A 15,611-nucleotide genomic window follows, 5' to 3' on the forward strand; every position below is an offset into this window, starting at 1 on the left:
AGTTTGGAACAGCTTTTGTCTACAGTCTGAAGTATAAAGGGCATCTTCCAACAAACCAATAAATTGATGATCTTAGTCGCTTTTCTTCCTTTATTGATCAGTAGTATCTTTTATTCCCGCCAAATTTTTATTTATCAAAATACGATCAACAATATTGAAGAAGCCAATCAGCTCTCGGGTAAAGTGGATGCAATTGTTTTAGAAGAAATGTGGGATCTTGTCTTTGGCCAAAAGAGCGTGGCGGATGTTCAAGTCAACAACGTCATTGAAGAATTGCGCGCGGATCTTGACCATATCCAAACAAATACGAATACAGCCAAAGAAAAGAACACGTTGGCTGTTGCCTTACGTACACTGGATTCATTAGAAACCTACCAAAACAAGCTCATCGAAAATATTGCTAACGATGAACCACTAGAAAAAAATCAATATGTGATGGTCCAGGTGGATTCTGTGATTGAATTATTATCTGAAATCCTGCAGGAATTTGTTCGTGTAGAGATTAGTTTGGCAAGTCAAACCAATCAAGATTTGATTCAATCTGTCTTGTTATTGATCGCTTTTCAATTGCTTTTGATTCTTTTGATTATTTACTTTATTTCTAAAAATCGCCGCTTTGTTCGCGAAAATCTCCAAAATCCATTGGATCGTCTAGTCGAATTATCTGATGAACTTGCCCAAGGGCATCTCGGCTTTCGAGCAGTCCTGCCTGATACACCGGAATTGCGCACATTGACGAGCAGTTTGAATAAAATGGCGGATGATTTAACCCGTTTATTAGAAGAGAATGCTTTGAAACAATACCATTTGGCTCAAAGTGAAGTTCGTGTGTTGCAAGCACAGATCACGCCTCACTTTATTTACAATAGTTTGGATGCGATCGTCTCTTTGATCGAAGTAGAACGATATGAACAAGCAACTGAAATGACGTACGCCCTCTCCGATTTTTTTCGGATTTCACTAAGCAAAAGGCACGACTGGATCCCTCTTTCAAAAGAGTTGCGCCATGTTGCTGACTATTTAACGATCCTAAAGATCCGTTATGGGGAGATGCTGACCTATGAAATCAACCAGCAGACCACTTCCCAAGACCTACTAGTTTTAAAGATGATCCTACAGCCTTTAGTTGAAAATGCCGTCTATCATGGCACCAAGTTTGTACGCCGAGTAGGAAAAATCACCATCACGATTCAGGAATATGAACAGACAATCCAGATGTCTGTCCGTGATAACGGTATTGGCATTTCCCACGAACGATTAATGGCCATCCAGCATAATCTGAAAGAAAATACAGATCCCGATCCAGAAAATGGGTATGGTCTTTATAATGTTTATCGTCGTCTATTACTAAATTACGGTAGTGACGTACAATTTGATATCGCGAGTATTGAATCACAAGGAACAACGATTTCGATCATCGTTCCTAAAAAAGGAGGAGCCCACTAATGTACAAAGTCTTCATAGTTGAAGATGAACACCTGATCCGTGATAACTTGCGGCATCAGATTATTTCTCTAGCTGAAAAATACCCCATTATTTATAGTAATGAAGCGGCAGATGGCGAGTTGGCACTTGCATCGATTCTTGACATTCGTCCAGATATCATTTTGACGGACATCAAAATGCCTTTTATGGATGGACTGACCTTTGCCAAAGAGGCCAAAAAATTATTGCCACTTGTTCGAATTATTTTTATTAGCGGCTTCGATGATTTTGATTACGCAAAAACAGCGCTACAATTGCAAGCTGATGACTATTTGTTGAAACCGATCAAAAATGAGGACCTTGAACAGACATTGATTAAAGTCATTGCTGCATTGGACCAACAGTCCCAAGAACAACACTATCTCTCACAAGATGATGAACTCCTGCGAATGGAGGTCAGAAAGAATCTCTTTTTGAATACTCTTTTCGCAAGTAAAATCACAATTTCAGAAGCTTTCCAGCAAGCGACCGAGCTAAAGCGTTCCTTTTCTGGTAAACAATTTTGTGTCTTGTTGGCCAAGACACCATACAATCAGAATTTTTCGGATTATACCCGCTTCAGTAAGCAGTTGACTTCTACTTATGGTTCCGATGAAACAGTCTTATTCTCCAGCATTTCCAGTCGCTTCATCAAATTCCTGCTTTTTGATTTCAACAAAGATGCTGTACTCGAGAAAGCCTACCAAATGGCACAAGCGCTCACCCATGACTCAAGTGAGGAAGTGGCAGTTGCCATCGGACCGGTAGTTGAGCGGTTTTCGGACATTCCAACTTCCTATCACAAAGCCAACGGGATGTTGAAAACGTATGGCGGCATCCGCAAGGAAAAGATCATTAGCTATGAGGATGATATGAAAGAAGGAGAATTATCTCCTACGAATCCTTTCAAAATCGACCTTGCCGAACGAATCTCCCAGACTGAGCCAGAGGCGATCAATGACTTAGTCAATGAAATCATGTCCGCTCAAGGAACTGCAGAAAGAACCCAAATGTATCGTTTTTTTGTTCTGGTAGCATTGATTGCGCTGGTAAAAAAGCGTGAAGGCAAAGAACAAAAGGACTTGCTAGCTCAAACTGCGGATTTAGACTATTTATCCCAACTGACAAGTGAGCCACACAACTACCAAGACAAAGTGACTGCACTGCTTACATACTTAGTCAAGCAGCAAATCAATCCGGCAATGGCAAAGTATCAAAGTGTGATCAGTCAGGCAAAACAGTTTATTGACAAAAATTTTTCTGATCCAAATATTTCGTTGAATGTCGTTGCAGAAAAAGTCAACTTGAGCCCCGCCCATTTCAGTACGATTTTCTCGCAAGCAACCGATGCCACATTCATTGAATACCTCACAGAACAGCGGCTTTCATTGGCAAAAAAACTACTGATCACAACAAATTTGCGCCTTTCCGAGATCGCCTTTGATATTGGTTACAATGATCCAAATTACTTCTCTTTCCTATTCAAGAAAAAAGAACAGATTTCACCCAAAGAGTATCGTCAGATCCACCATTGACAGAAGTTCAAAAAAACCAGCCCAACCTTATACATAAGGCTGGACTGGTTTTTTAGGCTAGCAAATAATGCAAGAAGCAAAATCGTTGAACGAACAAAATCAATACTGGCGTCTTGCCTTCAGCCGTTCGTCATTCTTTTTTCTCCATCGCCGCTTTTAATGCTGCAGCCAATGGACTTTCTTGCGGTTCTTCCTGATTGATCTTTTGCATCAACCGGCGTTCTTCATGTTTGGTCAATTTTTTGTTACGCTCTTTCTTATCTGCCATTTTCTCGGTGATCCCATCGAACTTGCAACGGAAGAAAGCACCATTCTTTCCTTCAATGATCTCCATCTTTCGATGACATTGTGGACAGCGATGGTTAGACACTTTAGGATCTTTACGACGACGATACTTACAGGTTTGACTTGAACAAACATAGATCTTGCCATCTCGGGTACTCTTTTCCCTTAATGGTTCCCCGCATTCAGGACATCGTTTTTGCGTTAAGGAAAAGTCTTGATATTTGCTTTCGCTTTGCTTGATTTCTTTGACTAATTGCTTGGTATGTTTTTCTATCTGAGCAAGGAATTTTTGTTCCGAGTATTTTCCTTTAGCGATCAGTTCTAATTCCTTTTCCCATTTCTCCGTCAATTCCGGAGTGACTAAAGATGGGTTGACTAGCACCAACAACTGCTTGCCTTTTGGCGAAACTTGTAAACCGCTAGGTGTTCGCTCCATCAACTCTGACTTGATCAATTTCTCAATGATCTCAGCTCTCGTTGCAGGCGTTCCTAAGCTATGTTTTTCCATTTTGCCTAAGAGCGTACCTTCATTCAATGGTTTCGGCGGCGTCGTTAGTTCCTTTTGAATACTGAATGTTGGTTTGACACTCATTTGTTCCTGCCAAGAAACAGTGGTTGCTTCTTCTTTTGACTTTTTCCAGCCTGCCTCGATCACAGTGTTATGGGTAAAGACAAACACTTCATTACCAAATTTGACTGTAACTTTTTGCTGCTGCTTCTTATGCGGTTTGGCAAAAAGCATCAAAAAACGTTCAACGATCATTTGATAGATTCGCTGTTCGTCATTACTCAATTTTTCATAACGTGCCCGTTGCTCTGTAGGCAACAAGGCATGGTGATCCGTAACTTTCTTATCATTAAACACAGCTTGCTGCTGAACTTGACCGCCATTTTTCAAATAGCTTTTGACTTCAGGAGCAAAATCGGCCACTGCTTGCAACCGTTCTTTCATCGTTGCTTTCATGTCACTGGTTAAGTATTTTGAATCAGTCCGCGGATACGTGACGATTTTATGGGTTTCATACAAGCTTTGGACCAATGACAACGTTTTTTTGGCAGAAAAGTCATAGCGATGATTGGCTTCTCGCTGAATCTCCGTCAAATCATAGGGTAAAGGAGCCGCTTCGGTTTTGATCTTCTCTTCAATAGACGCAACACGGCCATTTTGCTGACTCATCTTTTGAACCAGTGCTTCGGCTTCGCTACGGTCTTTCAATTGATAAGGATTGCTTTGTTGCCGCTTTGCTTTACTGTCGCCCACTTCTAAGTTGATGACATAATAGGTTTGGGGGCGGAAACCTTCAATCTGTTTCTCTTGTGCGCGAACCAAAGCAAGCGTTGGTGTTTGAACTCGGCCAGCGCTTAAATTATCCTGATATTTCACTGTTAAGGCACGGGTCACATTCAAGCCGACTAGCCAGTCTGCTTTTGCCCGAGCAATGGCAGAATGATACAAGTTATCATACTGCTTCGCCGGCTGCAACTTTGAGAACCCTTCTTTGATAGCCTTAGGGGTCTGAGAGGAAATCCAAAGCCGCTTGACAGGTTTGTCACAGCGGACCCACTCTAAGATCCATCGGGCCACCAACTCGCCTTCTCGTCCTGCATCGGTAGCGATCACGACTTCCGACACATCTTTGCGATGTGCCAGTTGTTTGATTGCTTTCAACTGATGCCCCGTCTTAGGCAATGGTTTGATCCCGATCGTTTTGGGAACCATCGGTAATGTTTCCATCTGCCACGAGGCCCATTCTTTGTTTAAATCTTCGGGCATTTTTAGACCTAATAAATGACCAAGGGCCCAAGTAACGATTACCTTGGGTCCTTCATAATAATTTTTATTTTTTTGATTACAACCCAATACTTTGCTGAGGTCTTTGGCAACGCTTGGCTTTTCCGCTAGAATTAGTTGTTTCATAAAAATCTTTCCTGCTTTCATCGACGACTTGTTGGTATTCTTTAAGTAGTGCCAACCCAATATATTGTTGGAGATAATCGTCGCATTCTTCACACCAGCGTTCTTCGCCTTCATTCCAAAAAGCCGTCATAAAGTTGGTTTTTGCATTTATGTACGAATACTCTTTCCGAATCTCGTGCCATTTTTCTTCGTAAAATGACTGTGCTTCCGCAAAAGATGCAAATGTGAACGCCTCTTGAATATCTGCCTGCCATCCTTCAAAAAACCACCATGGCTCGTTATCACCATACATGACTATTACTTGATACATCCCATCGCTCCTCTCAAGATTCCTTTCCCATATTAGTCACTTTTACCAAAAGTTGCAAGGAATAAGTCTCAACAATTAAGCACCCTTTAAAAAATTCAAAAAATCATCGTTTTTTTATGTTTTTATACTGTCTCTTAAGATGACATCAAAATGATGTTACCCTTAGTCTAGCATAGAACACAGGGAATGTGAATATAACAAGAAAAGATAACAACTCTACATAGGTGAAATTATTTTACTTGGAAAATTTTTTTATGGCAAGAACAATTATGTTACACTAAACAAAAAATCTGTTAGGAGTTGGCGCGTTGATGTACCTTAATCAAATTACTTTTCCTGATCGTGAATCCGAAGGGTCATTTTTTGCGGGGATTATGCGAACTGTCTATGATTCCTATTACCCCTATCAAGTCTTGTCAAAGAACGCCTTTTCTCAAATCGATTTTGAACCAATCACTATCCTTTACGGAGGCAACGGTTCAGGAAAAACCACCGCACTGAACGTCCTTGCTGAGAAGATCGGCGCGCAACGGTCCGCCGCTTATAATCGTTCCAACTTCTTTGAAGATTACCTTGATCAATGCCATTGCATAGTTACCAACGAACCTAAAATCAAGCAAATTTTGACCAGCGATGACGTATTCGACTATATGCTCGACATTCGCAATTTGAATCAAGGCATTGATCGCCGCCGAGAAGAAATCTTCGACGAATATTTTGAAGCCAAATATGCAAATTTTCGTTTTAAAGGCTTTGAAGACTATGAGAGATTAAAAAAAATCAACCTCGCACGTTCCAATACACAATCGAAATTCACACGTAAAAATCTGATGGATAATGTCCGTGAATTCTCAAACGGAGAAAACGCGGCAAGCTTTTTCCAAGAAAAAATCGTGCCTAATGGACTGTATCTTTTAGACGAACCAGAAAATTCACTGTCGGCCCAACGACAAATTGAGTTAGTCGCATTTATCGAAGACATGACCCGCTACGAACATTGTCAATTTGTCATCGCTACCCACAGCCCTTTTGTCCTCTCCATCAAAGAAGCAAAGATCTACGATTTGGATCAAAAGCCGGTGGATGTGCGTCGCTGGACACAGTTGGAAAATGTTCAGACCTACTACCGCTTTTTCCAAATGCATCAAGAAGCTTTTGAAGATGAAAAAAGACGTACCGATCAATAAGAATCTCCTAGAATCACATAGAAAACGATCCGAAAGATCATGCCTGCAAATCCATACAGGCATCACTGATCATTCGGATCGTTTCAATTATCACTGCTACAATCGTTCGAATCGTTTAGACATATTGCAATTCTTTTGCTTCTTGGTAAGCGGCATCGATCAAGCCACCGCCAAGACATTCCATGCCATCATAAAAGACCACTGCTTGTCCTGGGGTGATTGCCCGAACGGGTTCATCGAAGATCACTTCGGCACGGTCATTATCTAGCAAGCGGACAGAGACGCCGACATCTTGTTGACGATAACGGAATTTGGCTGTGCACTTGAATTCACTTGGACGATCCGTGTCTGTCGTAAAGTGGATTTGACTTGCTTCCAACCGATCCGCATACAATGCTGGATGGTGGAATCCTTGTCCCACATACAATGTGTTTGTTGCTAAATCTTTGCCGACAACAAACCACGGTTCTTGTGAAGTGCCGCCGCCACCGATTCCCAATCCTTGACGTTGGCCGATGGTATAGTACATCAGACCATCATGTTGTCCTTTGACTTCACCATCTAATGTGACCATGTTGCCTTTTTTTGCTGGCAAGTAATTGCTTAGAAATTGTTTGAAATTCTTTTCACCGATAAAGCAAACACCTGTAGAATCTTTTTTCTTAGCTGTTGCTAAACCAGCTCGTTCAGCAATGGCCCGTACTTCAGATTTTTCCATGCCGCCTAAAGGGAACATGGTTTTACTCAATTGTGCTTGCGACAGTTGGCTCAAGAAATACGTTTGGTCTTTGTTGCTATCCACTCCGCGCAGCATATGGGTAACCCCATTTTCATCCGTTTCGACTTGAGCATAGTGTCCAGTTGCCACATAATCAGCACCAAGATCCATGGCATAATCTAAAAAGGCCTTGAATTTGATTTCTTTGTTACACATAACATCTGGGTTTGGTGTACGTCCAGCTCGATATTCAGCTAAGAAATATTCGAAAACGCGGTCCCAATATTCTTTTTCGAAATTGACTGAATAATAGGGAATGCCGATTTGAGCTGCTACTTTAGCCACATCTTTGTAATCTTCCGTTGCAGTACATACACCATTTTCATCGGTATCGTCCCAATTTTTCATAAAGATCCCGACAACATCATACCCTTGTTCTTTCAGCAAAAGTGCTGTTACCGACGAGTCCACCCCGCCACTCATTCCAACCACCACACGGGTGTTTTCGTTAGACATGATTTTTCACCATCATTTCAATTATAGATTCTGAAATCATCTACGATTTGAAGGTCGCAACTTTTCAGTAATTTGCATTATACAACAGATTGGCAAAAAATTCACGGAGAGTTTCATCGGTTTAGCTTTTCCTGTAAAAAACTTAGATACTTCTTTAAATTCAAAAAAACCTTTCCCACATAAATAGTTCCTCCGACAGCTGCTGCTTAAGCCTAATGCTAGCCTGCTTTCAAGCAAAAAGAAACTATCATAAAATCGTATGAATTTCTTCATAAAATACAGAAATGTCTGTTGCAAGGATCAGCTATACTCCTCTTAGATAATGACAAAAGGGGTAACAGAACATGAACAATCACGCAACGACTGACTGCAGAAATAGAAAAAAGCCAAAAAATTCCGTCAAAAAAAGTATTCTTGTCTTACTGATCATTGTCGCCGGTTCTTTCCTTTTACGACAATTAGTCTTTGAAAGAGTAAAGCATTCCGACTCACAAGATATCGTATTATTGCCAAAGAAATTTTCAGAGCAAGCCAATCAAGTGCTGCAAGAAGTGCTGCCGAAGTCCCAACAAGTCCCTTTGATTTTGCAAAGAGACGAACGTTGGGGGATGAAACGTTACGGCTCTGGGGAACAGCAAAATACCTTTGCCGATAATGGTTGTGCCATCGCATCTTTAGCAATGATTGATTCTTTTTGGCGAAATCAGGCACCAGAACCAGACAATATTCTCAACTGGGCAGGCAACCAATTTTATCTTGCTGATCAAGGAACTAGCTGGCAAATCTTTCCTCAGTTTGCCGAACATTTTGGCTATCAATTCTTAGATCTGGGAAATTCTTTCGAGGAAGCTTACAAGATGATTCAGCAAGGATTTCCCGTCATTGTCTCCGTACAGCCGGGAACATTTACTACCACAGGCCATTTGATGGTATTGGCTTTGAATAGAGAAGGGGGGATTCAAGTGCTTGATCCAAATGATTCACCAGATAAAAACCACTACAAAAAAACTTTCTCTAATGAACTGCTTGCTGCTGAAGGATTGAATTATTGGTGCTTTTGGCTTTGATTTTCAAAAGCAACTTACAGACTTGCACTGTTGACTGAGAACCATCAAAAAAAACAGACTAGCCGATTAGCTAGCCTGTTTTTATATTTGCCGTAATTATTGAACTCGTGGTTCGTTGTTTTCTTGGATACGGCTGGCAGTTTTGTTGAATGCGCCTTTGGCTTTACGTGTTTGTTTTGAAGCAAATTCTCCAGTTGTTTCTGCAGCACTGCTAACTTTGTCTTGAACAGTTTCTGAATCTTTTTCGAATTGTTCACGAGTTTTAACATCTGCTACATTAACGTTCACTTCGATAACTTCCAAGTTTGTCATTTTGTTGACTTGTGTTGAAACGACTTCTTTGATTTGGTCGTAAATGGCAGTCATGTCGCTACCGTATTCTGCTACGATATCTAAATCTACGGCTACTTGTTTTTTACCAACTTCAACGTTGATACCGGAAGTAACATCATCCGTATTCACTAATTTTCCTGCGATATTTGAGAAGAACCCACCATCAACCGTTAATAGTCCATCTACGGATTCTAGCGCAATCCCGACAATCTTTTGAATTACTTTATCTTCGTAAGTCAATTCTCCTTTAACACCTGCAGTAGTTGTTGGTTTTACTTGATTTTCCATTGTACATTCCTCCTATATCTTCATAAAAATTATAATAATAAATGTTACCGATCACTAACGCCGCGGCTTTTGAAATTGATCAAAGAAACCGATCTCTTTGAGGTAGAAGCCAAGGTAACCTCCTAGTGCTGTAAAAATCAGTAGTAGCAATGTTTTCAAAAAGCCGACTGTCAGAAAGAGAATTGCTAGTATCAGTCCTAATGCAGCAAAGATAACCGGGATCTTATTTTGTTCGAACCATTTGTTCATCATTTCTCCTCCTAAACGACACGGGGTTGTGTGTGATGTTCTCTTGTTTCTTCAGCGTCTTTCAAGACAACTTCTGTTTGTATATCATGAGTGACACCGAATAGCGTTTGAAGCTTACTGCTGATCTCACCAACCAATGCTTCTTGTTGTTGCGGGATGGCTGCGGTCTGTTTCATTTCTCCATCGATCATGACTCGGACTTTATTCTTGATAATCTTGACCTTCACTGATGGCGAATGGATAAAATCAGCTTGTTGGACATTCTTTAAAACAAAATGTTCCATGGCTTTCTTTTGAATCACCAATTCCCCGGATTTTTGCTGGATAACCAAACGATCCGAACGCTTTGGAAAGAACAAGACAACGAAAATACCAATGATCGTCAGCAGTGCAAAGCCGACACATGTCCAAAACAAAAACATGCTCATGGAAGCTCCGACCCACGGATACTCACGCAGTGGAATCAAGTAGAATGGTAAATCTACCGCTTGCTGATTCTCAATCATGCCAAAGAAAAAGACGAGCAACAATAACAGTAACCCAATGATCATGATCACTTTAGAAATCTTACGCATAGGCAACCTCCTTTACTACTTTCTATTTAAAGCATACACATTTCTTAAATATCCTTCAAATGATAAACCTTGAAACCGATTATTTTTTCATTCTATGACCAATGTTCAGCTTACTAGAAGCAGAAATTTTGTCTTGCTATTATAACTATTGTTAAAAAGATATATGACTATAATTCTTTAACCGACTGTTTTCCTTGTTATTTCTCAATGAAACGTTTGGTGTATTTCTGCTTGTTTGGCTTGAAAGATCCTTTCTAATTGGTTTTCGGAAATTGGTCGTCCAAACGGCCAAGGTTGAGGAAGGAATGCTAATTCCGGCGCATCGACACCGACATTGATATTCTCAGCGATAGGCAAACTATGATGATGGATATGCCCATGAAGGTTACGGCTATTCTTTGTCATTCCCAATAGCATCGGATAATGACTCAAATAATACTGGTGATGATCAAATTTTAACAACAGACCGACATCCGCAAAAGAAAACTTCGGCTCTCCGGAAATTCCGGGATCGTGCTTTGCTAGATAACGAAAGAGTGCGCGTATCATGGTTGCCTTTGATAAAAGCGATCTTTCCTTGCAGCCGTACTAATAGCGCTAAAAGCTCTGCAAACCCCGCTTCATGTTCGGGATGGAGTGCAATATCTCCTAGATGGTAGACCGTATCTTGTGCTTGAACCACCTGATTCCAATTAGCGACCATGACTTCATGCATCTCTGAGACAGACGTAAACGGACGTGGGGCAAAATCATTCGAACCTAATAGTTTTTCGTGAAAATAATGAGTATCTGATGTAAAATAGCGCATCTTCTCTTCCTTTCTCAGGGTAAATGTTTTACATATCTGTCAGTATACGCTTAGCCTAAAAAGAAAACAGCAAACAAAAGCCATGATTGAAGTCACGATCTTTCCTTCAACTGTAACAAAAAAACAACCGAACGATTTCATTTCTGCCAAAGAGCAAGGGACAAGTCACAACAACATCCACATTGATAGTGTGGAACCGCTAACGTAGTGGATTAGCGCTAGCCTCCACACTCGCTACTGTGGACGATCCAACATTGTCCACGGAATAATTTGTTCATGATTGTCTTCCAGATACACTTTTGAAACGAAAATCTTTTGGTTGCTTTTCCTAAATAACGGATCATTTTGTTCGCGATGGTTTACGCTTTGATGAATAATCCGCGACTAATAAACCCATCCATCAAGAAATAAAATTTTTCTTGCAGCATTTTGTGTTGCGGGTCTTTAAAGATGTTGACTGCTTTCAATCCATTGGCTGTCGTAATCGACATCTTAAACGTTTTGATGTCCTTTGCGACGGTGATTTTTAATTTAAAGCCTTCTTTACTTTGCGGAGTTGCTTCCAACCCGCGGATCAGTTGGAAATTGCCACTGTTTGTTTCAGTAAATCCATTGTCCCGCAGTGTATACTTTTTTGCTTCTGGTGCTAATTGGTAGCGGGTCTCTGCACCTAAGACAGTTGTTGTTGTTTCAAATGCCATTTGCTTTCCACCTCGTTCGACGTTTTGATTTCCGAAAAAGCTTCTCTAGAAAAAATACAAGTGCTTTTTTCTAGAGAAAGTCTCTTTGCTATCCGGTATTTCTTTCTTCAGATTATCATGAATGGTTGCATGAGTGCCAGTTTTTTTTTGCTTTCTGCTCTCTTTTCGCTTATCTAGGAGCAGCCCCTTCGATTCCTCTAAAAACACGAAACTATGGGTACTACTTCTTCGTTCCTAAAACGGTTCGAGCAAGTAATTCTGCAAAACTATGGACCTCTTCTTCTGTGTTACCAAGACCAAAACTGATCCGCACAGATTCTCCCACAGCGGGATGCTCTTTGCCATACATTGCTTCTAAAACATGAGAAGGTTCCACGTTCCCTGCGGTACAAGCTGAACCCGTCGAGATCGCAATGCCTTTTAGATCCAATTTCATCAACAGTAGATCACTAGTAACACCAGGAAATTGCAGATTGATGATGTGAGGCAGCTTGCTATCAGGATCTCCATTTAAACGGTAGTCAACGCTTTGCTCTTCCAAAACAGAAAAAACTTGCTTAGCAAATTGCTGATACGTCTCACTGTACGCACGCTGTACTTCTGGAGTCAGCAAGGAAACAGCTTTTGCCATACCTACGATCCCTGCCAAATTTTCTGTACCGGCACGGCGCTTTTCTTCTTGCTCACCACCGTGTAAGAGAGTGGGTAGTGACAAGCCGTCTCGTTTGTACAAGAAACCAACGCCTTTAGGTCCGTTGATCTTATGTGCTGAAATACTCAACAAATCGATGCCATACGCAGCAGGATCAATGGGCAGCTTGCCGTAAGCTTGTACGGCGTCCGTATGAAAAACAGCGGCGTGTTCTTTTAGCAGTTCGCCAATTTCTTGGATCGGCAAAATATTGCCCGTTTCATTATTGGCGAACATAATTGAAACGAGGATCGTATCTGGACGTAGTGCCGCTGCTACTTGTTCTGATAAGAGCTGTCCTTTTTTATCGACAGGTAAGTAAGTGATCTCGAACCCTTGCTTCTCCAAAAACTTCATGCTTTCGATGACTGCTGGATGTTCGATCGTCGTAGTAATGATGTGTTTTCCTACTGCTTGTTTTGCATACGCGGTGCCGAGGATCGCTGTGTTGTCGCTTTCCGTTCCGCCACTATTAAAAATGATCTCGTGGGCTTTGACACCTAACTGATCGGCGATTACTTGTCGCGCTTCTTCTAGCTTGGTATGGGCATCCCGACCGTACCTATGGATACTGGAAGGATTGCCAAAAAATGTCGTCATTGTGTCATTCATGGCTCGAATGACAGCCGGGTGCATCGGCGTCGTTGCTGCATGATCTAAATAAACCATTCGTTTCACCTATCCTTTATTAAAGCCATTATAACAAATCTAAACCAACCGTCTATCCCTAACGATTGATTTTCCGGTAGTTTAAAAGAATAGCAAAAAACAGCAAGCAGGTTTTCTTCTGCTTGCTGCGAATGATTTGGTTCTTCAATGTATTTTTTTAGAAAAAGTAATCACTTATGCGTTCTCACCAGGTTCAGAGGCGATCACCGTCAGTTCTCCCTGTAATGTCCATTTTTTGATTGGATTAGGCAGAATACAGCTTGTTCCCATCTTCAATTCATAGGAATGACCATCGATCACAAGTTGACCATATCCGTCAATCACGGTCATCAGAGTATAGTCTGCTTGTTGTTCCAGATTCAATTTGCCACGAACTTCCCATTCATAAACATTGAAAAATTCGGTTTCCAGATACGTCACGATTGCCGAAGATCCTTGCTTGATTTCACGAATCGACAGTTCTGGTGCTTTAGCGGGCACAGTCGTCACATCAACAGATTGTTGGATATGCAGTTCTCTGGTCTTGCCTTGATCGTCTGTCCGATCATAGTCATAAACCCGATAAGTGGTATCTGAACTTTGTTGTGTTTCCAAAATCATGATGCCTTTACCGATTGCATGGATCGTTCCGCTTGGCACATAGAAAAAGTCGCCTTTTTTAACAGGAACTTTCGTTAATAGATCATCCCAACGGCCGTCTTCGATCATTGCTTTTAATTCTTCTTTGGTTTGTGCGTGGTGGCCATAAATGATCTCTGCCCCAGGTTCTGCATCAATGATGTACCAGCATTCTGTCTTGCCTAGTTCACCTTCATGTTCCATGCCGTACGCATCGTCTGGATGCACTTGCACAGATAGATCGTCTTCTGCATCCAAGATTTTGATCAGCAAAGGAAATACCGGCGCCTCCGAATGACCAAACAATTCTTGGTGATCCCGCCATAAGTCTGCTAATGTCTTCCCTTTAAATGGGCCGTTTTCAATCACGCTGACACCATGAGGATGTGCACTGATCGCCCAGTCTTCACCGATCTTATCATTTGGCAGATCAAAACCGAAAACAGAATGTAAACGGCTACCGCCCCAAATTTTTTCTTGAAAAACAGGTTTCATAAATAATGGTTCCATAGTTGATCCCCTCTCTATTGATTCGCTAATATTATAGCACGAAAAACTTCAACGAACGGATTCTTTTAAATAACTTTGTACAATTTGATCCCGATGTTTCAGATAGCTGTCTCTGTGATCCTCTGGATGTACGCGATTCGAAAGAAAAATAAATGCTTTGCCATCAGAACCAATCAAAAGGAAGGTCCCTGTATACCCTGTATGATAGAGGTGTACAGGCGTACCTTTCAAGTCCCAGCCGATTGAGCGATGTCCTGTTTCAGATGGCGTATGGTCTAGATATAGTCTTTCCAGTATATCTGCTGAAAGAAAAGATTGCGTCGCTGTCTGACCTTTCTTCAACATCATTTGTACAAATTGAGTCAAATCATCAATGGTTGAAAACAGCCCTGCGTTTCCGGCATGTTTGCCCAAAACTCGTGCTTTGGGATCATGGGTGATTCCTTTCAGAACAGTCCCATCTTCTTGGCGCTGAGTGGCTGCTACCTTGCTTGCTGCCGGCAAAGGAGGAAACCCACTGTTGGTCATTTCTAGCGGTTGCAGAACCTCCTGCTGGAAGATCTCGGTGACAGAACAGCCAAAAAGTTCCTCCAACATGAAGCCTAGAAGAATCGTGCCCGTATCCGTGTACTGGACTTGCTTGTCAAGCTGTGGTCCGCTTTGGACTCGAAGATACGCGTGACGCAGCTCTTCAGCAGACAATTGATCGCGGCGAGGAATCCAAGTCTGGATATCGGAGGTGTGGGTTAAAAGATGTCGTAACGTTACTTTCTGATCAGTAAAAGCAGGCAAATAGCGGACCAGAGGGTCATCGATTGCTAGGACTCCCTGTTCCCATAGTTTGAGAATCACCGTCGTCGTACAAACCACTTTCGTCAAAGAAGCCACATCAAATAGGTGTTCCGTCGTAAGTGATTCTATTTGGGGCTGCCGAGCCGCGTAGCCTAAACAATGAGTCTCCATTTGCTCTCCATGGATGAATCGATAAACAACTCCCGGTAAGACGCCCTCCTGTTGCTTTTCAGCGATTAGCCGAATCGTTTCTGGATACATACCAGTTCCTCCTTTCGTGCGCCTCTAAACTGTTTTGATTATACCAGTCAGGCCCTAATTGCACAAAAAAATACAGAAGAGATTTCCAGAGAAATTCTTCTGCATCTTAGTGGTGA

At 41.6% G+C, this 15,611-nt stretch carries 13 protein-coding genes and 2 pseudogenes; 4 read left to right on the top strand and 11 right to left on the bottom strand.

All coding sequences use genetic code 11. The features are described 5' to 3' along the window. Positions 1 to 33: 33 nt before the first annotated feature. Together AB5Z52_RS04555 and AB5Z52_RS04560 are read left to right on the top strand one after the other, a co-directional pair. Positions 34 to 1,468, top strand: a pseudogene (locus tag AB5Z52_RS04555) (histidine kinase). Then, positions 1,446 to 2,999, top strand: a complete 1,554-nt coding sequence (locus AB5Z52_RS04560) for a response regulator (RefSeq protein WP_288551793.1) — start codon at positions 1,446 to 1,448, stop codon at positions 2,997 to 2,999. The pseudogene AB5Z52_RS04555 and the gene AB5Z52_RS04560 overlap by 23 nt, the downstream one beginning before the upstream one ends. A 130-nt stretch (positions 3,000 to 3,129) precedes the next feature. Here the strand turns inward: AB5Z52_RS04560 and AB5Z52_RS04565 are convergent, their stop codons facing one another. Together AB5Z52_RS04565 and AB5Z52_RS04570 are read right to left on the bottom strand one after the other, a co-directional pair. Next, a complete protein-coding gene (locus AB5Z52_RS04565; protein WP_005470120.1) occupies positions 3,130 to 5,202 on the bottom strand; it encodes a DNA topoisomerase III in 2,073 nt (690 codons plus the stop codon). Continuing rightward, complete coding sequence (locus tag AB5Z52_RS04570) at positions 5,135 to 5,512, bottom strand: DUF1033 family protein (RefSeq protein ID WP_137264619.1); 378 nt, start codon at positions 5,510 to 5,512, stop codon at positions 5,135 to 5,137. Before AB5Z52_RS04570 ends, AB5Z52_RS04565 begins: the two co-directional genes overlap by 68 nt. 311 nt (positions 5,513 to 5,823) lie before the next feature. Between AB5Z52_RS04570 and AB5Z52_RS04575 the strand changes: the two genes are divergently transcribed. Beyond that, positions 5,824 to 6,699: an AAA family ATPase gene (locus AB5Z52_RS04575; RefSeq protein ID WP_005470119.1), complete on the top strand. Its 876-nt coding sequence runs from the start codon at positions 5,824 to 5,826 to the stop codon at positions 6,697 to 6,699. Positions 6,700 to 6,814: 115 nt separating this feature from the next. Here the strand turns inward: AB5Z52_RS04575 and mnmA are convergent, their stop codons facing one another. Next, positions 6,815 to 7,933, bottom strand: coding sequence for a tRNA 2-thiouridine(34) synthase MnmA (gene mnmA / locus AB5Z52_RS04580; protein ID WP_003128164.1), 1,119 nt, complete (start codon positions 7,931 to 7,933; stop codon positions 6,815 to 6,817). A 344-nt stretch (positions 7,934 to 8,277) separates the two neighbouring features. Here mnmA and AB5Z52_RS04585 point away from each other — a divergent pair, with 344 nt between their 5' ends. Continuing rightward, entirely contained in the window at positions 8,278 to 9,000 is a 723-nt protein-coding gene (locus tag AB5Z52_RS04585; RefSeq protein ID WP_288551794.1) for a C39 family peptidase, read from the top strand. A gap of 96 nt (positions 9,001 to 9,096) precedes the next feature. Here AB5Z52_RS04585 and AB5Z52_RS04590 read toward each other — a convergent pair whose 3' ends face one another. The 8 genes and pseudogenes from AB5Z52_RS04590 to AB5Z52_RS04625 all read right to left on the bottom strand — a co-directional run bounded on the left by AB5Z52_RS04590 (position 9,097) and on the right by AB5Z52_RS04625 (position 15,495). Beyond that, positions 9,097 to 9,621, bottom strand: coding sequence for an Asp23/Gls24 family envelope stress response protein (locus tag AB5Z52_RS04590; protein ID WP_003128162.1), 525 nt, complete (start codon positions 9,619 to 9,621; stop codon positions 9,097 to 9,099). Between the two features lie 54 nt (positions 9,622 to 9,675). Beyond that, positions 9,676 to 9,870, bottom strand: coding sequence for a DUF2273 domain-containing protein (locus AB5Z52_RS04595; RefSeq protein WP_029486300.1), 195 nt, complete (start codon positions 9,868 to 9,870; stop codon positions 9,676 to 9,678). 11 nt (positions 9,871 to 9,881) lie between these two features. Continuing rightward, positions 9,882 to 10,445 (bottom strand): alkaline shock response membrane anchor protein AmaP, encoded by a 564-nt coding sequence (gene amaP, locus AB5Z52_RS04600; protein WP_137264620.1) that lies wholly within the window; start codon positions 10,443 to 10,445, stop codon positions 9,882 to 9,884. 204 nt (positions 10,446 to 10,649) lie between these two features. Continuing rightward, positions 10,650 to 11,253 (bottom strand): annotated as a pseudogene (locus tag AB5Z52_RS04605) (metallophosphoesterase). 359 nt (positions 11,254 to 11,612) lie between these two features. Beyond that, complete coding sequence (locus AB5Z52_RS04610) at positions 11,613 to 11,954, bottom strand: DUF1831 domain-containing protein (protein WP_003128156.1); 342 nt, start codon at positions 11,952 to 11,954, stop codon at positions 11,613 to 11,615. A 220-nt stretch (positions 11,955 to 12,174) separates the two neighbouring features. Then, entirely contained in the window at positions 12,175 to 13,314 is a 1,140-nt protein-coding gene (locus AB5Z52_RS04615; protein ID WP_003128155.1) for a cysteine desulfurase family protein, read from the bottom strand. A 174-nt stretch (positions 13,315 to 13,488) separates the two neighbouring features. Then, a complete protein-coding gene (gene manA, locus AB5Z52_RS04620) occupies positions 13,489 to 14,442 on the bottom strand; it encodes a mannose-6-phosphate isomerase, class I (RefSeq protein WP_003128154.1) in 954 nt (317 codons plus the stop codon). Positions 14,443 to 14,490: 48 nt separating this feature from the next. Next, complete coding sequence (locus AB5Z52_RS04625; RefSeq protein ID WP_003128153.1) at positions 14,491 to 15,495, bottom strand: serine hydrolase; 1,005 nt, start codon at positions 15,493 to 15,495, stop codon at positions 14,491 to 14,493. Positions 15,496 to 15,611: the final 116 nt, after the last annotated feature.

It is taken from the genome of Enterococcus sp. RTP21361st1_A6_RTP21361_211029, assembly GCF_040910045.1.
Taxonomy (GTDB): domain Bacteria; phylum Bacillota; class Bacilli; order Lactobacillales; family Enterococcaceae; genus Enterococcus_D; species Enterococcus_D gallinarum.